We start from the raw sequence: 23,785 nt of genomic DNA, 5'->3' as shown, positions 1-23,785 counted from the left end.
CGACTATCAATTTGTCATAAAACGTAAACTCATTTGCTATATATAGGAATTTCGCGCCTTTACGCGCCGCTATTATCATGACCGAGTCGAATCAAAACGCCCCCTTGAGTCTGCTAGCCACTTGCCCGAAAGGCATTGAAGGCTTGCTCCACGATGAACTAGTGGCACTGGGCGCCACGCCGGGCAAAACCACGGTGGCGGGTGTTTACTTCACCGCCAGCCAAGCCATCGCCTACCGGGTATGCCTGTGGTCGCGATTGGCCAACCGGGTTATCTTAACCCTGGTACGCGAGTCGATGATCGATACCGCCGAGCAAGTGCGTGATGTGGTTGCCCGCATTGCCTGGACTCAGCACTTGGCGCCGGGCAATACGCTGGCAGTTGATTTTCACGGCCGCAGCGAACATATTCGCCACACCCGTTTTGGTGCGCAAACCGTTAAAGACGGCGTGGTTGATGCACTCCAACTGGCGGGGCAGGAACGCCCCAATGTGGATACCAAAACGCCACATTTGCGCATCTACGCCCACCTGCACCGGATGAATTTAACCATTGGGTTGGACCTCTCTGGTGAAAGTCTCCACCGCCGTGGTTATCGTCGTGACGTTGGCCACGCGCCGCTAAAAGAGAATCTGGCGGCGGCACTGCTGGTGCGCGCAGGCTGGCCCGAGCGCCTCAAGGCCGGTGAACCGTTGATCGATCCGCTTTGTGGTGCAGGCACGCTGCTGATTGAAGCCGCCATGATGGCCGCTGACCAAGCGCCTAACCTGAACCGTGATCGGTTCGGCTTTCACGGCTGGGCAGGGCACGATGATCTCGCTTGGCAGGAACAGAAGCGCGAAGCCGACGCGCGCGCGTCGATTGGCCGCAAGCGCTGTAAAGCCCAGCTACTCGGCTTTGATCAGAGCCCTGCAGCACTGACAGCAGCGAAATCCAATGCCATGCGCGCGGGTATTCCAGCCTTGATTAGCCTGCATGGTCAGAGCCTTGCCCAGTTAACCCGACCCGAAACACTGACAGCTGAGAGCGGGCTGTTGATCACCAATCCTCCTTACGGCGAGCGGCTGGGTGAGTTACCGGAACTGGTGCGTCTATACGCTCAGCTTGGTGAGAAAGCCAAAGCGCTATTCCCCGGCTGGACCCTGGCGGTATTTACCGGCAACCCGGATCTAGGCCACCGGCTGGGCATGCGTGCGCACAAGCAGTACGCGCTTAAAAACGGTGCGCTAGATGCCAAGCTGCTGCTTATGGAGATTGGTGGCGCTGAGCATCCGCCTGCCGAGAGCGATACAAAGCCCGTCCAGAGCGAGAGCAGTGCAGTGGTGACGCCTAGTGAAACGGCGAGCGAAGAGCAAGCCGCCCACAAAAACCAAGACAATGCGCAGATGTTTGCCAATCGACTGATTAAAAATCAGAAGCGCTTGAAGAAATGGCTGAAGCAGAGCGGTGAAACCAGCTATCGCGTTTATGATGCCGATATGCCGGAATACGCCCTGGCGGTGGACCGCTACGGTGATCGGGTACATGTACAAGAGTACGCGGCACCTAGCTCGATCAACCCAGCCCAGGCGCAAAAGCGCTTGTACGATGCCTTGGAAGTCATGCCCGAGGCGCTTAACGTTGACGCCAGCAAAATCTATATCAAACGGCGCGAACGCCAAACCGGCAGCGCCCAGTACCAGAAGCGGGCCGCCAGCGGCGAACGCTTTGAGGTGCAGGAGGGCGCAGCACGGCTATGGGTCAATCTGCGTGACTACCTGGATACCGGGCTGTTCCTTGACCACCGCCCGGTACGGCGCATGCTGGGCGAAATGGCCGGCGGTAAGCGCTTTTTAAACCTGTTCTGTTATACCGCCACAGTGACCGTACAGGCGGCCTTAGGTGGCGCCAGTGACAGCGTGAGCGTGGATATGTCCAACACCTACCTGGAGTGGGCCAAGGACAACTTTGCGCTGAACAAACTCGATACACGGCTGCACCGTGTGGTTCGTGACGACTGTTTCCGCTGGCTGGAAACGGCCAACGCTGAATTTGATCTGATCTTTATGGATCCGCCGACCTTTTCCAACTCCAAGAAGATGCGTGACACGCTCGACGTGCAGCGAGATCACCCGCGGTTAGTGGAGCTCGCCATGGCGCGCTTGGCACCCGGTGGCACGTTAGTGTTTTCTAATAACCAGCGGCGCTTTAAACTCGATGAAGCACTTAGCGAGCACTACGCGATTGAGGATATTACCGGGCGCAGTTTTGACCCCGATTTCCAGCGGCGCACTAACCTGCACCACGTATTCCTACTTCGTCATAAGGTGTCATAAGAGAGCTAGTATGAAGAGAGCTTCAGCATGATTCAGCTATCGCTATACACAACCATGGGCTGCCACCTGTGCAGCCAATTAGAGGCACTGGTGACAGCGCTGGCAAATCAAAAGGTGTGGCTGCACCACATCGAGATTAGCGAAGATGATGCGCTGGTGGAGCGCTACGGCGTGCGGATACCGGTGCTGGTGGATGGTGACGGCAATGAGCTGGATCGTGGCTTTGAGCTTGAGCGATTAAGCGCTTGGTTGCGCGAACGCGGCTGGCTGGATGAAGCGGCACTGGCGGGGTTTACTGCCCCGCCGGACACCACAGCACCCATAGGCGCCTATGAGCGTGGTGGAAGGCGCTTCTTAAGTTAATAAGTGCATGGTTAGCAAAAAAGCATAGGGCCAGCGCGAAGCTTAAAGCACATCCAGTAGCGATAGCTGGCGCATCGCTTCCTGGCCTTCCGGGGTATGGTCGGCCACTTCCAGCACCTTGCGAAAGCCCCGCGAAGACTGAATAGTGGTTTCATCTTCCAGCCACATATGGGCTTGCTCCAGCGTATCGGCTAGCTGATGTTTCAGGCCGCCAAATTGGGTGCCGATTTGGCCCCAGGCGCGGCTGAAAATCCAGTCACCAAACATATCCTGGTGAATATGAACCAACACATAGTCATGGTTGGTTTCCCAGCGTACGATCACAACACTCTCCTTACTTAGCTTTTAAAAGATAGCCTTTAAAAGATAGCCTTTAAAAGATAGCCTTTAAACACGCCTGCCCATCAAGCCGTCGCGGGCGGTATTGTAAAGCCCGGATACCCAAACGCCTATGAAACTTGTCATCGACGCCAATATCCCCGCTGCCGAGCACTGCTTCGGCCATTTCGGTACGCTCACCCGTGTGCCAGGGCGGGAGATAAACGCCGCCCACCTTCGGGATGCCGATGCGCTCATCGTGCGCTCCATTACCCAGGTCAACGATCAGCTGCTTGCCGATATTCCCGTTCGCTTTATCGGCACCTGCACTATCGGCACCGATCATATCGACCAGGCAGCGCTTGCCCAGCGCAATATCGCCTTCTCCAGTGCACCAGGTTGCAACGCCGAAGCGGTGGTTGATTATGTGCTGAGCAGCCTGCTAACGCTGGCGGAGCGCGATGGTTGGGCACTTAGCGAGCGCACCGTGGGTATTGTGGGGGTGGGTAATGTCGGCAGACGACTACAGGCAAGGCTAACCGCCATGGGCGTGGCAACGCTGGCCTGTGATCCGCCCAGAGAAGAAGAGGGGGCTGAGGAAGGCTTTCACTCCTTAGACGCTCTGATCGAGCGCTGTGACGTGCTCTGTCTGCATACACCGCTAACCCGCGAAGGCCCCCACGCGACGTATCAGCTACTCAACGCTCAACGTATCGAGGAGCTGGCACCAGGGTGCGTGCTGCTCAATGCCGGGCGCGGCGACTGCGTGGATGGCTTGGCGCTGCGGAGTCGTCTTGCGGGCAAGGGCGATATCAGTGCCATATTGGACGTGTGGGAGGAAGAACCCGATATCGATGCAGGTTTGTGTGATCTAGTCTCTCTGGCAACACCGCATATTGCCGGGCATAGCCTGGATGGCAAGCTGCGCGGCACCTGGATGATTCAGCAGGCGCTAGCCCGCCACTGCGGACGGCCTAGTGGATTAACATTCGCCGATATTTGCCCACCGCCTGCGCTGGCGTCCCTGCATTTGCAGCACGCGCTCCCTCCGGAAGATGCACTTAGACTCTGCATGAGAGCGGTGTATGACGTACGCCGCGACCACGATGCGCTACAGCGCCAAACCCAACATCACGGAATGCGCAAAGGCTTTGATGACTGCCGTGCCAACTACCCGCTGCGGCGCGAATTCGCCACACTCAACGTGCAGCTGTCAGGGGAGGCGGTAGCGCTGGAAGGCTTATTGCGTGGAGCAGGGTTTAATGTGATTCGCAAACTCAGTGAGCAGTAGATTAGGATCGCGAACGTTAGGCTCCCAGCCAACTAGATGCAGTCGTGGGAGGTAGCTTTAGCTCGCGACCCTAAGGGCGTTACTTACTGACGATAAGCCGCTTCTTTTAACGCTCGGATGCGCTCATCCAGGGGCGGGTGGCTAGCAAATAGCTTTTCCACCAGCGAGCGCGTTTGGCCTTTGGTGATGGCCATGGCGCGCAGCGTATCTGGCATTTGATCAGGCATTTCAGTTTCAGTTTTCAAGCGCGCCAGCGCGCTGACCATGGCATTAGTACCTGCTAAGCGTGCACCGGCTTCATCGGCGCGGTATTCGCGGTAGCGCGAGAACCAGGCGACGATAGCCGAGGCCAAAATACCAAACACAATTTCCGCAACCATGACCACTGCAAAGTAGCCCATAAAGCCTAGACCGCCGCCGCCATCGCTGCGGCTGCGTAGGAAATTATCAACTAAATGCGCCACTACCCGTGCAAAAAACATCACAAAGGTGTTCACCACGCCCTGAATTAGCGCCAGGGTGACCATATCGCCGTTAGCGACGTGGCCAATTTCGTGAGCCAGAACCGCGCGCACTTCTTCTGGACGCATGCGGTTGAGTAGGCCTGCCGAGACGGCCACCAGCGCATCGTCTTTGTTCCAGCCTGTGGCAAAGGCATTGGACTGCTGAGCCGGGAATATGCCCACTTCCGGGGTTTTGATGCCTGCCTCGCGGGAGAGCTCAGCGACCGTCTCCAGCAGCCACCGTTCGGTGGAGTTGGAGGGCGTTTCGATAATCACCGTGCCAGTGCTGCGTTTGGCCATCCATTTGGAGATAAACAGCGAGATAATGGAACCTGCCATACCGAAAATAAAGCAGAAAATCAGCAGGCTGGTGAAGTTGATGCCCTGGCCGCGCAGATAGCCCTCTACGCCTAGCAGGCGCAGGGTAATACTGGCGACCAGCAAAACCGCTATGTTGGTACCTAAAAACAGCAGAATTCGCATCATGGTGCAGGTTCTCCCCTAAAGTTCATCGAAGCATTACTAGATTAATGGCTTAGATACGTGCTGTTCATGGCAGTTTCAAGTCATGGCGGTGTCAATGAGTCGATTTAATTACCGGACTCACTGGCGATAGCGCGACAAGAAATTGGCAAAGCGGTCGAGTGCATCGCCTAGCTGGTCTGCCCAGGGCAGTGTCACAATGCGCACATGGTCGGGTTCTGGCCAGTTAAAGGCAGTGCCCTGTACCAGTAATATTTTTTCCTGCAGCAGCAGATCCAGCACCATCTGCTGGTCGTCTTTGATATTAAAGACCTTGGGGTCGAGCCGCGGAAAGGCGTACAGCGCGCCTTTCGGTTTCACGCAGGAAACCCCGGGGATCGCATTCAACTTTTCCACGGTAATATCGCGCTGGGCCAGCAGCCGCCCGCCGGGCAGGATTAAATCGTTGATCGATTGATAGCCCCCCAGCGCGGTTTGAATCGCGTGCTGGGCGGGCACGTTGGCACATAGCCGCATGGAAGCCAGCATATTCAGCCCCTGGATATAGTCCTGGGCGTTTAGCTTGGCCAAGTTGCCGGAGATAATCATCCAGCCCGAGCGGAAGCCGGCGCAGCGATAGCTTTTGGAGAGCCCGTTCATGGTGATGACTAATTGGTCATCGTCCGCCAGCGCGCCCGTGGCGGTGTGCTCGACGCCGTCATACAAGATCTTGTCGTAGATCTCGTCAGAGAACACCACCAGGTTATGCTGCTTGGCGATCGCCAACACCTCTTTCACCACGGCAGGCGGATACACCGCGCCGGTCGGGTTGTTGGGGTTGATCAGCACAATGGCCCGCGTGTGGCTGGTGATCTTGGCGCGAATATCCGCCATGTCAGGCGTCCAGTCGGCCTGCTCGTCGCACAGGTAGTGCACCGCGTGGCCACCGGAAAGGTGAGCGGCTGCGGTCCATAGCGGGTAGTCCGGCGCTGGAATCAGTACCTCATCGCCGTCATTCAGCAGCGCCTGCATGGCCATGACGATCAGCTCAGACACACCGTTGCCGATGAAGATATCCTCAATCCCCACGCCGGGAATCTGCTTGCGCTGGCACTCCTGCATAATCGCTTTACGGGCGGAGTAGAGACCTTTGGAATCGCAGTAGCCCTGGGCCGTTGGTAGGTTACGCATCACATCCTGAAGAATCTCTTCCGGCGCCTCGAAGCCGAAGGGCGCGGGGTTGCCGATATTCAGCTTGAGAATTCGTTGGCCTTCCTCTTCCAAGCGCTTGGCGTGGTCGAGCACCGGGCCACGAATGTCGTAGCAGACATTGTGCAGCTTATGAGATTTCTTTAACGGTTGTGATTCGTGCGACTGCAGGGTATCCATGAGGTGTCTGTCCAAAAGTAGCTAGAGGCCCAAAAGTGTCCAAAAAAACATGAGTGCTTAAAAAATGTCCGTAAGCCGTGTCTTTGGCTAAAGAGCAGTCAGGCCATTATGCGTCGGAAAGCGCTTGATTGTCTTCGTCGTTTTGCACGGGCGGCGGAGGAATATCCGCAGGAGTTTCAAGCGTTAGCCTGCCCAGCTTGCCGTCGCGTAGTTCGTGAAGCAGTACTTCGGCGCCACGGTGCAGATCCACCGCGCCACCAGGGCGCAGGCCGCCTCGGCGGGCAGCAATATCTTTTAAGATGGCGTTGCCGTCAAAGCCAGCAATAGCGAGAAAGTCAGGCTTTTTGGGGCCGTCCGCATCAATGTCGTGGGGAATGTCGGGTGCCGCGTAGGGCGGCAGCTCTTTGAGCTTATAGCGCTCGATGAGCGCTTCAGGGTAGCGTTTGGCAAGCTCCGCGCTGGTCACAATCGCCACGTCCGTGTATTCAATGGCCGTGTCGCGAATGGCACCGGTGGCGGCGAGGCGATAGGCGCTGGCCTGGTCTTCGATTTTGGGCCACAGCACGCCTGGGGTGTCGGTAAGGGCTACACGCCCATCAATACGCACCTTTTGTTGGCGCTTGGTCACCGCAGGCTCGTTGCCGGTTTTGGCGATTTTTCGCCCTGCTAAGCCGTTAATCAGCGTGGACTTACCGACATTCGGTATGCCCATTACCATTACGCGGACATCGCGATCAGCACGCACGGCACCGGCCAGCTCATGGCATAGCTTGGGGATTTTCTTTAGTTCGCGGGTATTGGTGGTGGTGACAGCTAGAGCGCGCATATTCTCTTGGGCATCGAAAAAAGCCACCCACTCGGCCGTTCGCTCAGGGTCGGCGAGATCGGCGCGGGAGAGAATTTTCAACACCGGCTTATGGCGGGTTAGCTCGGCCAACATCGGATTGGCGCTGGAGTAGGGCAGACGCGCGTCGAGTACCTCGATCACGACATCGATCTCTGGCAGCACCTCCGCAATCTGGCGGCGGGCCTTGTTCATATGTCCTGGAAACCAGCCGAGCATGAATCTCTCCTACAAGCACAAAAAAAGCGGGCTGCCATTATAGCAGCCCGCCGGACTTAACGCTGATTACTCGTCGGGGTGAAACTCCAACGACACCGAGTTGATGCAGTAGCGTAAGCCGGTGGTATCGGGTGGCCCATCGGGGAATACATGACCCAGGTGGGCATCGCAGTGGGAGCAGACCACCTCGGTGCGCTGCATGCCGTGCGTGGTGTCGGTATGCTCCTCCACACAGCGGGTGCCCAGCGGCCGGTCGAAGCTTGGCCAACCGCAGCCAGCGTCAAACTTGTGCTCGTTCTCAAACAGTGGCGCATTACAGCACACACAGTGGTAAATGCCCTGCGCATCGCGCACCTGATAGTCGCCGGTGAACGGTCGTTCAGTGCCTTTTTCACGCGCAACACGGTACTGCTCTGGGGTTAGCTGTTGTTGCCATTCGTCGGGGGATTTTTCTATTTTCGCCATGGGGTTCTCCTTTCCCTCTGGTTTCAATCATTCAGAGGCTTATTAGGCAGACTAGCTTATCACTTGTGTAAGTGACAGCTAGCCACCTGCCCAAGTTCAGCCTGTGCGAAGGCTGAGAAAGCCGCCAGTCTGCTTCTTATAAGCTTGCCGCCCCGCCATTACTGCGCGGGTCGTGGGCGCTTTCTATTAATCCATCGGGGTGGTGCACAATCCCACCTGCATGCCCCATGGTGTCGCTGAATGCCTCTGGGAGTACTTCCACATCATGGCCCGCCGTGACTAAGGCGGTGATCAGCGCGTCGTCAAAGCGCGCTTCCAGCTTTAAGTTAGTGCTGCTTTCACCCCAGGTACGACCCAGCAGCCAGCGGGGGGCGGTAATCGCCTGCTGGAGCGGCATGTCGTGCATTGCATAGCGTGAAAATACGGCCGCCTGGGTTTGCGGCTGGCCTTCACCGCCCATAGTGCCATAGACCATGGTGCGGCCATCGTTAAATTTGGCCAGCGCCGGGTTTAACGTGTGGAAGGGTTTGCGACCAGGGGCTAAGCCGCGCAGGTCGTCGGGGTTAAGCGAGAAGCTGATGCCGCGGTTTTGCCACAGCACGCCGCTTTCCGGCAGCACCACGCCGCTGCCAAACTCCCAGTAGATGCTCTGAATAAAGCTCACCGCACGCCCTTCGCTATCCACGGTGCCCATCCAAATGGTGTCGCCCGGCGCTGGTTTGTGGGGCCAGGGTAGGGCGTGCTGCGGGTCGATCTGAGCCGCTTCTAAGCCAATGTTCTCTTCGCTGAGCAAATTTTGCAGCGGTGTTGGCACACGGCCGGGGTCGGTGACGTTTTGGTCGCGCAGGATAAAAGCGCGTTTGGTGGCTTCGATGAGCCCGTGCAAGTGGTCAAAACCGTTTGGTTTGTCGGCCTTCAAGCGCTCGTAAATAGCTAAAATCATTAGCGACGCCATGCCCTGGGTCGGCGCCGGCAGGTTATACAGCGTGGCATCTTGCAGCGTTACTTCCAGCGGCGTGACGCGCTGGGCGCGGTAGGCGTGAAAGTCAGCCAAGCGCAGGGGGCTGCCCACTGCTTCCAAGTCTTTCGCCATGCTAGCGGCCAGTTTGCCGCGATAGAAATCATCTAATCCGGCTTCCGCCAAGCGCTTGAGGGTGGCCGCTAAACGTGGCTGACGCAGCCGCTCACCTTCCCGGGGCAGCTGGCCGTTAAGCAGCAGGGAATCACTAAAGCCAGGGCTTTGAGAAAGGCGCTCAACGTGTTTGGCGGTGAGGGCTTCCTGGCTTTGTGTGACCGAAATGCCCGCTTCGGCATGACGAATAGCGTCGGCCAGCAGCGTGGTGAGGGGAAGCTGTTTACCCCATGTTGACGCTACCTTCAGCGCTTCATGCCAGCCGCCAATGGTGCCCGCCATGGTGAGGGCGGCCTTTGGGCCTCGCTCAGGTATGTGCGATTCACCGGCGTAGAAATCCGCGTTGGCCAAGCCTGCCGCCGGGCCGCAGGCGTCGATGGCAATAGGCGCTTTGCCCGGTTCATGAATCAACCAAAAGCCATCGCCTCCCAGGGCGTTCATATGCGGATAAACGACCGCAATAGCGGCAGCGGCAGCGACCATGGCCTCCACCGCGTTGCCGCCCTGCTTAAGCACATCGCGCCCGGCGCTAGCGGCTAGGTGGTGAGGAGCGACGCAGCTGCCGCCGTAACTACGTTGAGTATGAAGCATCTTTGATTCCTTATTATTAAGTAAGTGCTAAAGCAGGTCGTTACCAGCCAATGGCTTGGGGCAACCAGGTAGCAATGCTGGGAAAGATAAATACCAGCGCCACGGCAACAAACTGGAGGCCGATAAACGGCAGCGCACCTTTGTAAATATCCAGCGTCGAGACTTCTTTCGGCGCCACGCCCTTGAGGAAAAACAGCGACCAGCCAAAGGGTGGGGTAAGAAACGAGGTTTGCAGCACCAGCCCCACCAGAATGCCCAGCCACACCATATCGACGCCCATCTGGACAAAGAAGGGCAAAAACAGCGGTAGGGCAATATAGCTGATCTCAATCCACTCAAGAAAGAAGCCCAGCACAAACATCAGCAGTAGCATAAACAGCATCGCGCCTAACTCGCCACCGGGCACCCAGTCGAACATACGGGCCACCAAGTGCTCGCCGCCCAAGCCACGAAATGCGAGACCAAATACCTGCGCGCTGATCAGAATAAAGAACACCATGGCCGAGATCACCAGCGTGGCCTTGGCGACCTCTTTGAGTAGCGCAAAGGTTAACCGGCCGGAGCAAGTCACAATTAATAACGCCCCTAGTGCGCCCATGGAGGCCGCCTCAGTTGGCGCGGCAATGCCGCCAATAATCGAGCCTAATACCGCAAACACCAAGCCCACCGGCGGGCCCACCACGGTGATGACTTTGCGAAACAACTGGCGCCGCCCCATATCCGCACGCTCTTCAGCTGGAATGGGAGGCATCAGGTGAGGATAAAGTTTAGCGATCACCAGAATGGCAATAATATACACCGCCGCCAGCGTCAGCCCCGGCACCATGGCCGCAGCGAACATGGTGCCGACCGATTCACCCAGGATTTCAGCGAGTAGAATCAGCACTAGGCTGGGAGGAATAATCTGTCCCAAGGTGCCAGAGGCGCAGATCATGCCGGTGGCCAGGGTCTTGGGGTAGCCGCGGCGGAGCAGCGTGGGCAGGGTGAGTAAGCCCAGGGTGACGATCGTGGCGCCGACAATGCCCGTAGCGGCGCCTAACAGCACACCAACCAAAATAATCGCCACGCCCATGCCGCCTGATAGGCCGCCGAACAAGTGGCCAATCACATCAATCAGTTCTTCGGCCAGCTTCGACTTTTCCAGCATCACCCCCATAAATACAAACAGCGGAATAGCCATAAAGGTGTAGTTGGTCACCACCCCATAGATGCGGGATGGCAGCAGGTTAAACAGCATTGGGCCAAAGCCAATATAGCCAAAGAAAAAAGCCGTGGCCGCGATGCTGATACCCACCGGAATACCAATCAGCAGGAACACGAAAAAAGCCACGATCATGCCGATCGCTAGCCATTCATTGGGAGACATGCGTTATTCACCTCGTGTGGGTAGGGCAAACGCTTGACGCAGCGCGTGGGCCAACCCTTGCAGCGCGAGAAGGACAAAACCGAACGGAATGAGCGACTTGAGCAGCCAGCGAAGGGGGAGTCCGCCTGGGTTGGGCGATGCTTCGCCGCGGGCGAACGACTGGGCGATCCAGGGCAGCGTCAGCCAGGCGATATACAGCCCCATGACTAGCAGTAATAGCCCGCCGATCACCTCAATTACTCGCTGCAGATTCGCGGGGAAGCGTTCGTAGAAGACGTCTACGCGAACTTGCTCACCCATCAGCAGTAGATACGACATGCCAAACAGTGCGATAGGTGAGATCAGGTGCCACTGCAGCTCCTGCAGCCATACCGCGCCAACGCTAAATGCATAGCGCATCAATACGTCACCAGCGACTAATCCGACTAATACCACGCAGGTCCAGGCGGCGATCCAGCCAAAAAGCCGAACCACCGCCTCAACTCCGTGGACAAAACATGCCACGGCGCGCATATCAGACTCCGATAATGTCGTTTAACCAGGCGCGTTCACTGGCGCCTGCCCAGCGGTCATGATTGGCTTTAAACGCCATATAGCTATCGTGCACTTTGCGCACCAGCGGATCGGCGTTGGCCTCTGTCGCCAGGGTATCTTGAGTGGCTTCACGCAGCGCATCGACAACGGGGGTGGGGAGCATGCTGGCAGTGACGCCTTCGTTCTCAACCAGATCGGTCATGGCTTCACCGTTAACGGCTTCGGACCAAGTGACGCTCTCCAAACAGGCCGCCATACAGGCGGTTTTGACAATCATCTGCAGGTCTTCCGGCAGGCTATCCCAGTGGGTTTTCGAGATCAGCAGTTCGCCTGTGGTGGAGGGTTCGTGCCAGCCAGTGGTGTGGTAGAACTTGGCAGCGTTATGCAGACCCATGCGACGGTCTTGGAAAGGGCCAACGAATTCAGCTGCGTCAATCACGCCACGCTCCAACGCTGGGAATATTTCGCCACCGGGCAGGACGCGGGCATCCACACCAAGCGAGGAGTAAACCTGACCCGCTAGGCCAGGAACGCGCATGCGCAGCCCGTTGAGCTGGCTAATATCTTCAATGGGCTCGCGGAACCAGCCGGTCATCTGCACGCCGGTATTGTTCAGCGGGAAGGCCACCATGCCGTAGGGCTCATACACTTCGTGCCACAGCTCCAAACCACCGCCGTGGTAAAGCCACGCCATATGCCCCATAAAGCTCATACCAAACGGTACGGTAGTGAAGTATTGGGCAGCAAAGGTGGTGCCTGACCAGAAGTAACTGTTAGCGGCGTTCATCTCAATCGTGCCGCTTTGAACGGCTTCGAAACCTTCAAAGGCTGGAATCAGCTCGCCGGAAGAGAAGTGCTGAATATTGAGGCGTCCGCCGGACATGGCGTTGATTTTGGCGATTACATCAGTAGGGCTGCCAGGCCCTTCCACGTAAAAGGGTGAGCCAGGCGGATAGGCATTGGTCATACGCCAGTTGAAGCTCTCGGCGGACTGCGCACGGGCGATAGAGGGGGCGCCCAATATAAGGCCAGCAGTGGAGGAGACGGCTGCCGTGGTGAGAAACTTGCGGCGGGATAAGGACATAGCACACCTCATTAAGTGGGAAGTAGTCAGCAAGGGAACACAATGAGGTAGCAAGGGGTGTGCCATAAAAATCGATTTTATTGTAAATAAAAGATTTTTAACGATTTTATAGGTGGGTGGGGGAGGGCGCAGCACTAAGCGAAATAAGCGTTTGCACCGGTATGACGCCGAATTATAATGCTGAGCACTTTCAGCGTGCATGGCTATGTCGTAACCCCCACGCTTTGCTTGCAGGTAATTGAAAGCTAGCCAATTAGATTGGTGAAGGTAGAGAGCTTGACAGCTCAATAAGGTCTGAGTAACATACGCGCCACCTCGACGAGGCATTGCAACGTCCCATTCGTCTAGTGGTCTAGGACACCGCCCTTTCACGGCGGTAACAGGGGTTCGAACCCCCTATGGGACGCCACTTATTTTTGAGGCCCAAGTCCTTTAAAGGTAAGTCCTTTAAGGAAGAGCGTTTTTAAGAGTAAGCGGTCGTCAGGTTATCGGAATGCGGGAATAGCTCAGTGGTAGAGCATCGCCTTGCCAAGGCGAGGGTCGGGAGTTCGAATCTCCTTTCCCGCTCCAATTAGGTGTGTGGTAAGTCAGGCGAGGTCGGGAGCTGGAACGCCAGCCCGGTCGAATCTACTTTCCCGCTCCAAAGTAGTTGAAGTAATTACAGTGTCCCATTCGTCTAGTGGTCTAGGACACCGCCCTTTCACGGCGGTAACAGGGGTTCGAACCCCCTATGGGACGCCACTTCCGATAGATTAGGTAAAAAGCTAAGTAAGCAAGTGTTCTATAAGCGGGAATAGCTCAGTGGTAGAGCATCGCCTTGCCAAGGCGAGGGTCGGGAGTTCGAATCTCCTTTCCCGCTCCAGTTTTGATTTAGTCCCATTCGTCTAGTGGCCTAGGACACCGCCCTTTCACGGCGGTAACAGGGGTTCGAACCCCCTATGGGACGCCATCTAGCGTTACACGTCGTTTTTGCGTTGCGGGAATAGCTCAGTGGTAGAGCATCGCCTTGCCAAGGCGAGGGTCGGGAGTTCGAATCTCCTTTCCCGCTCCAGTTTTGATGGTGTGGTAAAGAGTATCGCCTTACCAAGGCGAGGGTCGGGATCTGGTACGCCAGCCCGGCTGGGGGCAGCCCCGTCAATCTATTTCCCGCTCCAGTTAAACAGTATCAGGTAGCTATGACAGCGTCGGGAACTGGAATGTCAGTCCTGCAATATGACAGCCTATAGCTCACCTTCTCCGCTAAGCTTCTAGTATCCAAAACTTCTTCCATTTCACTGCTTTATATGCAGTTTTCGTCTATGTTCTTTTTGCTGATACTGAGTCAGTGGCTTTTAGCCTAATAGGGCTCTGGCTAAACGTCTTGGATGACCACGGGCTGGTTTTCTTTGGTTTTTTGTCCAAGCTCAGCTGGTTCGTCAGTGCTCCCTCCCGTCAGGCTATCATCGTCGTTCTAAATCATATGAAGCTTGCCGCTTTCATATTGGCAGTTAGGCATCTTATTAATTTGAAGATAAGCCAGTAACTGACGCTGTCACTTACTATTAGCGCACGTAGACGTGACCCACGACAATATGCAAATGCGTAACCTTAGCTATGATGGTGACCCAACGGTGCATGGCCTTGGGTACATTTGCCACTCAGATCGCGATGACCAATGCGCGCTGGCTTTGATTCCTACATGCAGCGAGGCTTCGATGACCGACGATCACAGGCAGCTGCCGGGCGCTTGAAGGCTAGGACGGGGATGCCTACCAGAACGGGGGTAGCCCTGGGTAATCGTTTCTTTTCACAGTGATTTAGGGTGCCCTGCGCGCGCGAAACTGATGCCACACAGATAACCCGGTTAACAGAGGATTAAAAAATGGCTTATGCAACGACCAATCCCTATACCGGGGAGACGATCAAAAATTTCCCCAACGCAACCGATGCAGAGGTTGCTCTGGCGCTGGATAGCGGCGATAAAGCATTCCGCAACTGGAAGAACACTCCCGTCCAGCAGCGGGTCACTATCCTGCAGAAAGCGGCCGACTTGCTGCGAGCCAATAGCGAGGAGTATGCAAAACTGCTGACCCTGGAGATGGGCAAGCTGCTGGGCGAGGCGCAGGCGGAGGTCGAGCTGTCAGCTGCGATCTTCGAGTACTACGTCGAGAACGCCGAGCGGCAGTTGGCACCTGAGAAGCTGCCGTCCAAGGATCCGGTGGTGACCGAGGCCTGGCTGGTGCACGAGCCCCTGGGCATTATCCTTGCGATAGAGCCGTGGAACTTCCCCTATTATCAGATCGCCCGCATCATCGCTCCTCAGCTTGCCGCCGGTAACGTGGTCGTGCTCAAGCATGCATCCAACGTCCCGCAATCGGCTGCGCTTTTCGAGAAGCTGATGCTTGACGCTGGCTTGCCAGTTGGCGGATTCAAGAATCTCTATGCAACGCGCGAGCAGCTGGAAACCATCATTAACGATCCACGCGTTCACGGTGTTGCTTTGACCGGTTCTGAAGCAGCTGGCGCGGTAGTTGCTGCACAGGCTGGCAAGGCGCTGAAGAAGTCAACGATGGAATTGGGCGGCGCCGACGCGTTTGTCGTGCTGGATGATGCCGACATCGACAAGGCCGTGAAATGGGCCGTGTTCGGCCGCCACTGGAACGCTGGGCAGGTATGCTGTTCGTCCAAGCGGATTATCGTCGTCGAGGAGGTCTATGACGCCTTCCTGGAGAAGTACAAAGCCAGCGTCGCCGTGCTCAAAGCAGGAGATCCCATGGATCCGACGACGACATTGGCGCCTTTGTCGTCTCAGAGCGCAGCGGACGATGTCCAAAAGCAAGTGGAAGATGCAATTAAGCATGGTGCTACGGCGACCGTAATCGGCGCCGCAATACCCGAGCGCGGTGCATTCGTACAGCCTGTGCTGCTGACGGACTTGACGAAGGACAATCCTGCTTACTACTGGGAGTTCTTTGGTCCGGTATCTCTGGTGTTCAGAGCCAAGAGCGAGTCCGAAGCCATCGAGATCGCCAACGATTCTCCCTTTGGGTTAGGCGGATCAGTGTTCACGCAGAACATTGAGCGAGGTCGCCAGGTGGCGGCTCAGATATCCACCGGCATGGTTTACATCAATCACCCAACGGCAGTGAAGGCCGACTTGCCTTTCGGCGGCGTTCGTCGCTCCGGCTATGGTCGCGAGTTGATTGGCCTCGGACTGAAGGAATTCGTCAACCACAAGTTGATTGGCGTTACCGACATCGACGGTCAGTTCTGACCGTCATGCTCGGGAGTACATTGTTAATGTGAGTTTTCTTGCCAGCACGCACGAAGTTGGGTTCTCGGCCACAGCCTGTTTTCAAGGTTTTGAAACAGGCTCTAAACGACTCTCAGGGGCATGCGACTGTTGATCTTGCACTCCGCAGGGCAGACGAGCTAACGCACGACTGCTGTATCATTGAAAACCTTGTTGAGGGGGGGCCGCAAAGGTTCCCTTTCCCACTCAAAGCGCTTCTAGTCTCAATTGCTTCCCTGATGCATCAGCTATTGCTGGACGCTATTTTTCTGCGTGTCTAGCGCTCGGCTCGATTGTTCGCCTTGAAAAAAGTCGTTTGCGCCCTAATGTTTTACCTTCTCTTCTTATTTTGCTGACAGGACATGTTCATGGCCGAACCGGCATTGTCGATCCGTGGCCTTACCAAAGTGTATGGCAACGGCTTTCAGGCGCTCAAAGGTATTGATTTAGACGTCCAGCAGGGCGATTTTTTTGCTCTCTTGGGACCCAATGGCGCCGGTAAATCCACCACCTTGGGGGTGGTTTGCTCGCTGGTGCAAAAAACAGCGGGCAAGGTCTCCATCTTTGGCATTGATGTCGATAAAGATTTCGCCAAGGCCAAATACCAGTTAGGTGTCGTGCCGCAAGAGTTCAACTTCAATCAGTTTGAAAAAGTGCTCGATATCGTATTGGCCCAGGCGGGTTACTACGGTATGACGAGCCGCGAAGCCTTGCCTCGCGCTAAACAGCTGCTAACTGATCTGGGCCTATGGGAAAAGCGCAACGGCAGCGCGCGGATGCTCTCCGGCGGGATGAAGCGCCGCCTGATGATCGCCCGGGCGCTGATGCATCGCCCCAAATTGCTGATTCTGGATGAGCCAACCGCTGGGGTGGATATTGAATTAAGGCGCAGCATGTGGGAATACATGCGGCGGATTAATCAGGATGAAGGCACCACTATTATTCTTACCACTCATTATTTGGAAGAGGCCGAGAGCCTTTGCCGCAATGTGGCGATTATCAATAATGGCGACATAGTGCGGAATACGAGTGTGCGAGGCCTGCTGGCTGAACTGAATACCGAGACCTTCCTAATTGATACCTCAGAGGCCATTACAGACATACCCAAGATAGAAGGGTTTGAGGTAAAGCAGCTGGAATCTACTCAGCTATCACTCGAGGTGCACCGCGGGCAACGTTTAAATGATGTGTTTAGTGCGCTGAGCGAGCAGGGCATCCAGGTGGTTTCCATGCGCAACCGGGCCAATCGCCTAGAGGAGATGTTTGTGTCAATGGTGGAAGGGAGTGGTCAAGGGGCGATAGACCAGCGCGTCGAGAAGCAGGAGGAGCGCGTATGAACGCTACGCAAACATTGATCGCTCTATGGACGCTGGTGCTCAAAGAGATCAAACGCTTCACCCGTATTTGGCCGCAAACGCTGCTGCCACCTTCGATCACCATGGCGATGTACTTCATCATCTTCGGTAATCTCATTGGTTCGCGGATTGGCGACATGGACGGCTTCAGCTACATGGACTTTATCGTCCCGGGGCTGATCATGATGTCGGTGATTACCAATAGTTACTCCAACGTGGCGTCGAGCTTCTTCTCTAATAAATTCCAGCGTTCGATTGAAGAAATGATGGTTTCGCCAATGCCCAACTGGGTCATTTTAGCCGGCTTTATTCTAGGCGGCATGGCCCGTGGTCTGGGCGTCGGGCTGATTGTGACCATCGTTTCGCTGTTCTTTACCCGTCTCACCATGGAGCATCCACTGCTCACCGTGTTGGTGGTGGTGCTCACCTCGGCCCTGTTCTCCATTGGCGGGTTTATTAACGCTTTGCTGGCCAACAAGTTCGACGATATTTCTATCGTGCCGACGTTTATTCTCACGCCGCTGACCTATCTGGGTGGGGTATTTTACTCTATCTCGATGTTGCCCGAGTTCTGGCAGGGCGTTTCCATGCTCAATCCGATTTTGTACATGGTTAACGTTTTCCGTTACGGCTTCTTAGGCGTGTCGGATATTCCCGTTGGCTGGGCGCTCGCTGCTATTTTTGCCTTTATCATTGTGCTGTTTAGCATTGCGCTTGCGATGCTGGAGCGCGGTAAAGGTATCCGCAGCTAGACGCATCAATCCGCTTGAAAAGAGAGCTTTTATCACATGGTACATCGCCCAGACACGTTAGAGCACGCGCCGTTAGGGCGCGATTCTGCCTACCCTGAGCAGTACGATGCGGGGTTGTTATATCCGATTCCCCGCGCAGCCAACCGGGTGCCACTGGGTATTGAAGAGGGCGCTTTGCCGTTTGAAGGCGAGGACGAGTGGCACGCCTTTGAAGTCTCCTGGCTGAATAGCCGCGGCAAGCCCATTGTCGCCGTGGCGCGCTTTCGGCTGCCCGCGCATTCGCCCAACCTGATTGAGTCCAAATCATGGAAGCTCTATCTCAATAGCTTCAATCAAACCCGCTTTTATAGTCGTCAGGAAGTGATGGAAACGCTTGCCAATGACCTCGCGGTAGCGGCAGGGGCTGAGGTGAGCGTTGAGTTGTTTGATGTGGATGCCCCCGAGCTTTCAGCACAGCATTTGCCGGGCGAATGCTTGGACGATTTGGATATCGCAGTAAGCGATTACACACCTAGCAGCGCACATCTCACGGTGGGGGAAGAGGTCGTAGAAGAGACGCTTTACTCCCATCTATTGAAATCTAACTGCCCCGTTACCGGCCAGCCGGATTGGGGAAGCGTGTTAATTCGCTACCAAGGGCCCAAAATCGATCGCGAAGGGTTGCTGCGTTACCTGATTGGGTTTCGTCAGCATCAGGATTTTCACGAACACTGCGTTGAACACATTTTCACCGACCTAATGACCCATGCAAAACCAACGCAACTGCTGGTGCTGGCGCGTTACGTGCGTCGCGGTGGATTAGACATTAGCCCCTGGCGCGCAACGCCGGGTCTAACGCCGCCCACACCGCTGCGCCTAGCAAGGCAGTAAGAGGCAGTGTTATAAATGGCGATGCTATCAATGGCGGTACTAAGTAGCCCACCGATTGAATTTGGAGTTATTAATGGATGCACTCACGCTACTTCACGAACGCAGCTCGATGGGCAAGCTGATTGAGCCAGCGCCTAGCAGCGAACAGCTAAGCGACATATATCAAGCTGCGTTGCGGGCGCCTGACCATAAAGAGCTGCGCCCCTGGCGCTTTATAGAGTTCAGCGGGGAAGGGCGTGAGCGTCTGGGCGAACTATTTGCCGAGGCGGAGTTCCAGGAAAATCCTAGCGCCGACGACGATACGCTCAATTCCGCGCGCAAAAAGCCGCTTCGTGCACCGATGATTATCGCGGTGATTGCCAAGGTCACGCCTGAGCTCGCTAAAGTGCCTAAAATGGAGCAAGTGATTTCTGCTGGCTGTGCCGCCCACGGCATTCTACTGGCCGCTCACGCACTCGGCCTGGGGGCTATGTGGCGCAGTGGAAAGTACGCGTTTGACCCGGTGGTACGCAAAGGGCTAAGCCTGGATGAAGATGATGAAGTCGTTGCCTTTATCTATCTGGGTACCCTGGGTGGTCGTCATAAACCGGTGGCGCAGCATAACGTTGCTGACTTTGTGGAGCGTTGGGACTAACCATGAGCGTATCCCGTCAACCAGGTTCCCCTCACCCACGTTTGCCGTTGCCAGAAGGCCAGCCAGACGACTTGGCCGCTTTCCAGCAGTGGCTGAGTGACGCTATTCCCATGGTAAGTGCGTTAGGCATTAGCGAGATGACGCGTCACGACGATTCACTCACGTGGCAGTTGGCACTTGAACCCAACCTAAACGATAAAGGCACAGGCTTTGGCGGCGCTCTCTCGGCGCAAACCACGCTGCAAGGCTGGTGCTGGGTAACGCTATGGTTACGTGAAAGAGGTCTGGCAAGGGATGTGGTGGTTGCAGAAGCCAGTCAGCGCTTTCTTGCGCCAGTAACCAACGATTACCGTCTAGTGTGTAAGCCAACAGAGCTAAATGGGCCTGAGCAACTTGCCAACAAGCTCGCTGACCGCGGTAAAGGGCGCATTGCGTTAACCCACCAGCTCTATTGCGGCGAGACCCTCTGCCTGGAAGCCAGTGGCAATTACGCGGTGTTGCCGTCACGCTAACCGAAGGGGTAATCGGCCTGAAAAGGCTTGCTATTTCGAGGCTTAGCCAATAGTATATGCGCCGTTCTGTTGCGAAAGGTTTAGCCTCTCAACAGAGCTAAAACGCGGAGGGGTGTCCGAGTGGTCGAAGGAGCACGCCTGGAAAGTGTGTAAGCCGCAAGGCTTCGAGGGTTCGAATCCCTCCCCCTCCGCCAAGAACATATATTAAGCCGCTGATTTCAGCGGCTTTTTCGTGTCTGCTGTTTAGTCAGCCCATACCTCAGCCCATACTTGTGGTTTGGCTCTCATTGAGCGGATCTGGTGTTTTTTGGACGCTTCTCTCCCAGGCTTCTTGTTGTTTACCCTACAGGTAATGTTCACAGCTAACTGAGTATCGCTTTGCCCCCATGCCCCCACACCGCTAAACTCAGCTCACTATTTTGTGGGGGCTAGGTATCCGCCATACCCACGGTTACTGCCATACATGGAATCATCAATGAGCCACACCGTTACGCTGCAACAGCTGGAATCCTTCTTATGGGAAGCCGCCGATATTCTGCGCGGCAATATGGATGCGTCCGAGTACAAAGATTACATCTTTGGCATGATGTTCTTGAAGCGCCTGTCGGATGCCTTCGAGGAAGCCCAAGAGTCAGTGGTTGCGTATTACCTCAGCAAAGGCAAAAGCGAAGCCCAGGCCCGTGAGCTGGCCGATGACGAAGACGAGTACGACAAAACCTTCTACATCCCGCCCGTTGCTCGCTGGGGTGCCATTAAAGACCTGAAACACGATATTGGCGCGGAGCTGAACAAGGCCACCGAAGCCATTGAAGAGCACAACGCCACGCTGGAAGGCGTGCTGGTGTCGATCGACTTCAACATCAAGAACAAGCTCTCTGATAAAAAGCTGCGGGATCTGCTCAGCCATTTCAGCCGCTACCGGTTACGCAACCAGGATTTCGAGCGGCCTGACCTGCTGGGTACGGCCTACGAATACCTGATCAAGATGTTCGCCGACAGCGCCGGTAAAAAAGGCGGCGAGTTTTACACGCCGTCTGAAGTGGTGCAGCTACTGGTATCGCTGCTCAAGCCCCATGCGGGCATGCGCATTTACGACCCAACGGCGGGGTCGGGCGGTATGCTGGTACAAACCCGCAATCATCTAGCCGTCAATGGCGAGAATCCGGCTAACTTATCGCTGTTTGGCCAAGAGATGAACCTGAACACCTGGGCCATCTGCAAGATGAACATGTTCTTGCACGGTGTTTACAGTGCCGATATTCGCAAGGGCGATACCTTGGGCGACCCGCAGCACACCCAAGGCGGTGAGCTGATGACCTTCGACCGGGTACTGGCCAATCCACCGTTCAGCTTGAAGAAGTGGGGCAAGGAAGAAGCCGATAACGACCCCTATGGCCGTTACCCCTACGGCACGCCGCCGAAAGATTCCGGCGACCTAGCCTTTGTGCAGCACATGATCGCCAGTCTAAATGCCGAAGGCATGATGGGCGTGGTGATGCCCCATGGCGTGCTGTTTCGGGGTGCCAGCGAAAAAGCTATCCGCCAGGGCATTTTGAACGACGACCTGCTGGAAGCGGTGATTGGCCTGCCACCGGCGCTGTTCTACGGCACCGGCATTCCCGCCAGCCTGTTGATTATCAATAAGCAAAAACCAACCGAACGCAAAGGCAAGGTGCTGTTTATCAACAGCGAGCTGGAGTTTGAAGAAGGCAAAAACCAGAACAAGCTGCGCACGCAGGATATCGAGAAGATCGTCAGCACGTTCGATAACTACGCTGAAATCAAGCGCTACTCCAAAGTCGTCAGCTTGGCTGAAATAGCCGAGAACGACTACAACCTGAACATCCGCCGCTATGCTGACACCAGCCCACCGCCAGAAATCTTCGATGTGCGAGCCATCCTCCACGGCGGCATCCCCGTGCGGGAAGTGGAAAGCGAGTATATCCGCGAAGAGATCCTGATGGCGTTTGACGTTAGCTGCGTATTTGATCGCCGTGATGAGGCCTACTACGACTTCAAGCCCATCATCGAAAGCAAAGAGCAGCTACGTAACATCGTTCAGCAAGAAGCCCCCGATGCTGAAAACAGCGCCGCTATTATCAGCCAGCTAGAACGCTGGTGGGATAAGTACAAGGTATCGCTGCATGAACTGGATGCTGAAGTAACCGAGGCGGAAAGCGTGATGAAGGGCTATTTGAAGGAGCTGGGGTATGAGTAATACGATTCCTGAAGGTTGGGAAGCTCCGAAGTTAGGACAGGTTTTCAAGCTGTTAAGAGGCTCGATTGTTCCTCAAGATAATCCAACTGAAAAGCTTGAGTATTACAGCATTCCAGTCTTCGACCAATGCGGCTCTTTCTCGGTAGTCATGGGTTTTGAAATTGAAAGCAACAAGACTTTAATTTCTGAGCCAGCAATCCTTGTTTCTAAGCTGAACCCACGTAAGCCTAGAGTTCAGGTGGTGGCAAAAAAAAGTGGCCTTAGGCAGTGTGCCTCGACTGAGTTCATGGCATATGCACCAAAAAATAAAGACTTAGATCTGAATTTTTACAAGTATTACCTGCTCTCAGAAAAGTTTTCGAATAAGTTACAGCTAGTTGCCACAGGCTCAACTAACAGTCATGTTCGTGTTACACCAAGTGAAACTCTCACTTGGAATGTACCGGCCCCTCCACTCCCCGAACAGAAAAAAATCGCCGCCATTCTATCATCCGTCGATGAGGTGATTGAGAAAACACGCGCCCAGATCGACAAGCTGAAAGACCTGAAAGCCGGCATGATGCAGGAGCTGCTGACCAAGGGGATTGGTCACACTGAGTTCAAGGACTCACCTGTGGGGCGTATACCGGCAGGGTGGAACGTTATAACAATGGAGAGTGTATTAAATAAAGTTATTGATTACCGTGGGAAAAGCCCACCGAAAAGTGATTGTGGAATCCCACTGATAACTGCTAAGAACATTCGTCAGGGCTACATAGATGAGAATCCTAAGGAATATATTTTTGCAGACCAGTATGAGTCCTGGATGGTTCGTGGCATTCCCACAACAGGGGATATTTTTATCACTACCGAAGCCCCTTTAGGAAATGTGGCAAAGGTACCTGGATTCAAGTTCGCAATTGGCCAAAGGGTTTTGGCATTGAACCCTGCGCCGTGCATTAGCTCCGACTACCTGCTGTACTTGATGCAAAGCAGATACTTCCAAGACCAGTTGGAACTTCAATCGACTGGTTCAACAGTAGCAGGTATCAAGCAGTCCACCTTTAGAAAAATACTTATACCTCTTCCTCCAGTACAAGAACAACAATCCATAACTAAGCCACTGGATTCCATTGTAAGAAGAATTGACTCAACGTTTTTAAAGCTCCACCAAGCTGAAAGGATGAAAAAAGCCCTGATGCAAGACCTACTCACCGGCAAAGTCCGCGTTAATGTCGATGCCCGCGAGCTAGCCGACACCTGATCTTTCACCCTCAACTGCTCTCTCCCTGAGTTGACAGGCCTGTATTTTAACTCA

Annotated in this window: 20 protein-coding genes and 7 tRNA genes; 18 read left to right on the top strand and 9 right to left on the bottom strand. The window is 55.3% G+C overall.

What is annotated here, in order from left to right; translation table 11 throughout:
- The first annotated feature begins 77 nt into the window (after window positions 1-77).
- Window positions 78-2,315, top strand: a complete 2,238-nt coding sequence (gene rlmKL, locus KO116_RS15350; RefSeq protein WP_035555879.1) for a bifunctional 23S rRNA (guanine(2069)-N(7))-methyltransferase RlmK/23S rRNA (guanine(2445)-N(2))-methyltransferase RlmL — start codon at window positions 78-80, stop codon at window positions 2,313-2,315.
- A gap of 27 nt (window positions 2,316-2,342) precedes the next feature.
- Window positions 2,343-2,678: a glutaredoxin family protein gene (locus KO116_RS15345; protein ID WP_035555876.1), complete on the top strand. Its 336-nt coding sequence runs from the start codon at window positions 2,343-2,345 to the stop codon at window positions 2,676-2,678.
- Between the two features lie 42 nt (window positions 2,679-2,720).
- On the opposite strand, the gene KO116_RS15340 is transcribed toward KO116_RS15345, so the two are convergent.
- Window positions 2,721-3,002: a hypothetical protein gene (locus KO116_RS15340; RefSeq protein ID WP_035555874.1), complete on the bottom strand. Its 282-nt coding sequence runs from the start codon at window positions 3,000-3,002 to the stop codon at window positions 2,721-2,723.
- A gap of 127 nt (window positions 3,003-3,129) precedes the next feature.
- Between KO116_RS15340 and pdxB the strand changes: the two genes are divergently transcribed.
- Window positions 3,130-4,287 carry a 4-phosphoerythronate dehydrogenase PdxB gene (pdxB, locus tag KO116_RS15335; protein WP_035555872.1) on the top strand — a complete coding sequence of 386 codons (1,158 nt, stop codon included), beginning with the start codon at window positions 3,130-3,132 and terminating at the stop codon, window positions 4,285-4,287.
- Window positions 4,288-4,370: 83 nt separating this feature from the next.
- On the opposite strand, the gene htpX is transcribed toward pdxB, so the two are convergent.
- The 8 genes from htpX to KO116_RS15295 form a co-directional block, all read right to left on the bottom strand.
- Window positions 4,371-5,276, bottom strand: a complete 906-nt coding sequence (gene htpX / locus KO116_RS15330; RefSeq protein ID WP_035555870.1) for a protease HtpX — start codon at window positions 5,274-5,276, stop codon at window positions 4,371-4,373.
- A 117-nt stretch (window positions 5,277-5,393) separates the two neighbouring features.
- Complete coding sequence (locus KO116_RS15325; protein ID WP_035555868.1) at window positions 5,394-6,641, bottom strand: pyridoxal phosphate-dependent aminotransferase; 1,248 nt, start codon at window positions 6,639-6,641, stop codon at window positions 5,394-5,396.
- A gap of 106 nt (window positions 6,642-6,747) precedes the next feature.
- A complete protein-coding gene (ylqF, locus tag KO116_RS15320) occupies window positions 6,748-7,704 on the bottom strand; it encodes a ribosome biogenesis GTPase YlqF (RefSeq protein ID WP_035555865.1) in 957 nt (318 codons plus the stop codon).
- A gap of 66 nt (window positions 7,705-7,770) precedes the next feature.
- Window positions 7,771-8,169 carry a peptide-methionine (R)-S-oxide reductase MsrB gene (gene msrB / locus KO116_RS15315; protein WP_035555862.1) on the bottom strand — a complete coding sequence of 133 codons (399 nt, stop codon included), beginning with the start codon at window positions 8,167-8,169 and terminating at the stop codon, window positions 7,771-7,773.
- Window positions 8,170-8,305: 136 nt separating this feature from the next.
- Entirely contained in the window at window positions 8,306-9,892 is a 1,587-nt protein-coding gene (locus KO116_RS15310; protein WP_035555860.1) for a gamma-glutamyltransferase family protein, read from the bottom strand.
- Between the two features lie 40 nt (window positions 9,893-9,932).
- Window positions 9,933-11,258: a TRAP transporter large permease gene (locus KO116_RS15305; protein WP_035555858.1), complete on the bottom strand. Its 1,326-nt coding sequence runs from the start codon at window positions 11,256-11,258 to the stop codon at window positions 9,933-9,935.
- A gap of 3 nt (window positions 11,259-11,261) precedes the next feature.
- Window positions 11,262-11,771, bottom strand: coding sequence for a TRAP transporter small permease subunit (locus tag KO116_RS15300; protein ID WP_035555856.1), 510 nt, complete (start codon window positions 11,769-11,771; stop codon window positions 11,262-11,264).
- Between the two features lies 1 nt (window position 11,772).
- Window positions 11,773-12,876: a TRAP transporter substrate-binding protein gene (locus KO116_RS15295; RefSeq protein ID WP_035555854.1), complete on the bottom strand. Its 1,104-nt coding sequence runs from the start codon at window positions 12,874-12,876 to the stop codon at window positions 11,773-11,775.
- A 333-nt stretch (window positions 12,877-13,209) separates the two neighbouring features.
- Here KO116_RS15295 and KO116_RS15290 point away from each other — a divergent pair.
- From KO116_RS15290 to KO116_RS24170, 15 genes are all read left to right on the top strand, one after another.
- A tRNA-Glu gene (locus tag KO116_RS15290) sits at window positions 13,210-13,285 on the top strand.
- Between the two features lie 86 nt (window positions 13,286-13,371).
- Window positions 13,372-13,446: transfer RNA gene (locus KO116_RS15285), tRNA-Gly, on the top strand.
- 95 nt (window positions 13,447-13,541) lie between these two features.
- Window positions 13,542-13,617, top strand: a tRNA-Glu gene (locus tag KO116_RS15280).
- Window positions 13,618-13,663: 46 nt separating this feature from the next.
- A tRNA-Gly gene (locus KO116_RS15275) sits at window positions 13,664-13,738 on the top strand.
- 11 nt (window positions 13,739-13,749) lie between these two features.
- Window positions 13,750-13,825: transfer RNA gene (locus tag KO116_RS15270), tRNA-Glu, on the top strand.
- Between the two features lie 27 nt (window positions 13,826-13,852).
- Window positions 13,853-13,927: transfer RNA gene (locus KO116_RS15265), tRNA-Gly, on the top strand.
- An 810-nt stretch (window positions 13,928-14,737) separates the two neighbouring features.
- The gene (locus tag KO116_RS15255; RefSeq protein ID WP_035555850.1) at window positions 14,738-16,129 is read left to right on the top strand and encodes an NAD-dependent succinate-semialdehyde dehydrogenase; all 1,392 of its coding nucleotides are present in this window, start codon (window positions 14,738-14,740) and stop codon (window positions 16,127-16,129) included.
- Window positions 16,130-16,515: 386 nt separating this feature from the next.
- Window positions 16,516-17,484, top strand: a complete 969-nt coding sequence (locus KO116_RS15245) for an ABC transporter ATP-binding protein (protein ID WP_035555846.1) — start codon at window positions 16,516-16,518, stop codon at window positions 17,482-17,484.
- Window positions 17,481-18,254 carry an ABC transporter permease gene (locus KO116_RS15240; RefSeq protein ID WP_035555844.1) on the top strand — a complete coding sequence of 258 codons (774 nt, stop codon included), beginning with the start codon at window positions 17,481-17,483 and terminating at the stop codon, window positions 18,252-18,254. The genes KO116_RS15245 and KO116_RS15240 overlap by 4 nt, the downstream gene beginning before the upstream one ends.
- A 36-nt stretch (window positions 18,255-18,290) precedes the next feature.
- Window positions 18,291-19,124, top strand: a complete 834-nt coding sequence (gene queF / locus KO116_RS15235) for an NADPH-dependent 7-cyano-7-deazaguanine reductase QueF (RefSeq protein WP_035555842.1) — start codon at window positions 18,291-18,293, stop codon at window positions 19,122-19,124.
- A 73-nt stretch (window positions 19,125-19,197) separates the two neighbouring features.
- On the top strand, window positions 19,198-19,758 hold the full coding sequence (locus KO116_RS15230) for a nitroreductase family protein (RefSeq protein WP_035555840.1): 561 nt from the start codon (window positions 19,198-19,200) through the stop codon (window positions 19,756-19,758).
- Between the two features lie 2 nt (window positions 19,759-19,760).
- Window positions 19,761-20,270: a YiiD C-terminal domain-containing protein gene (locus tag KO116_RS15225; RefSeq protein ID WP_035555838.1), complete on the top strand. Its 510-nt coding sequence runs from the start codon at window positions 19,761-19,763 to the stop codon at window positions 20,268-20,270.
- A 106-nt stretch (window positions 20,271-20,376) separates the two neighbouring features.
- Window positions 20,377-20,464 (top strand) — tRNA-Ser (locus KO116_RS15220).
- Window positions 20,465-20,745: 281 nt separating this feature from the next.
- Window positions 20,746-22,488, top strand: a complete 1,743-nt coding sequence (locus KO116_RS15215) for a type I restriction-modification system subunit M (RefSeq protein WP_035555836.1) — start codon at window positions 20,746-20,748, stop codon at window positions 22,486-22,488.
- Window positions 22,481-23,731 (top strand): restriction endonuclease subunit S, encoded by a 1,251-nt coding sequence (locus KO116_RS24170; RefSeq protein WP_052703782.1) that lies wholly within the window; start codon window positions 22,481-22,483, stop codon window positions 23,729-23,731. Before KO116_RS15215 ends, KO116_RS24170 begins: the two co-directional genes overlap by 8 nt.
- Window positions 23,732-23,785 lie beyond the last annotated feature (54 nt).

It is taken from the genome of Halomonas sp. KO116 (assembly GCF_000734975.2).
Lineage (GTDB): Bacteria > Pseudomonadota > Gammaproteobacteria > Pseudomonadales > Halomonadaceae > Vreelandella > Vreelandella glaciei.
The sequence above is the reverse complement of the archived record's forward strand: the minus strand, read 5'-3'. Positions and strand labels throughout refer to the sequence as shown.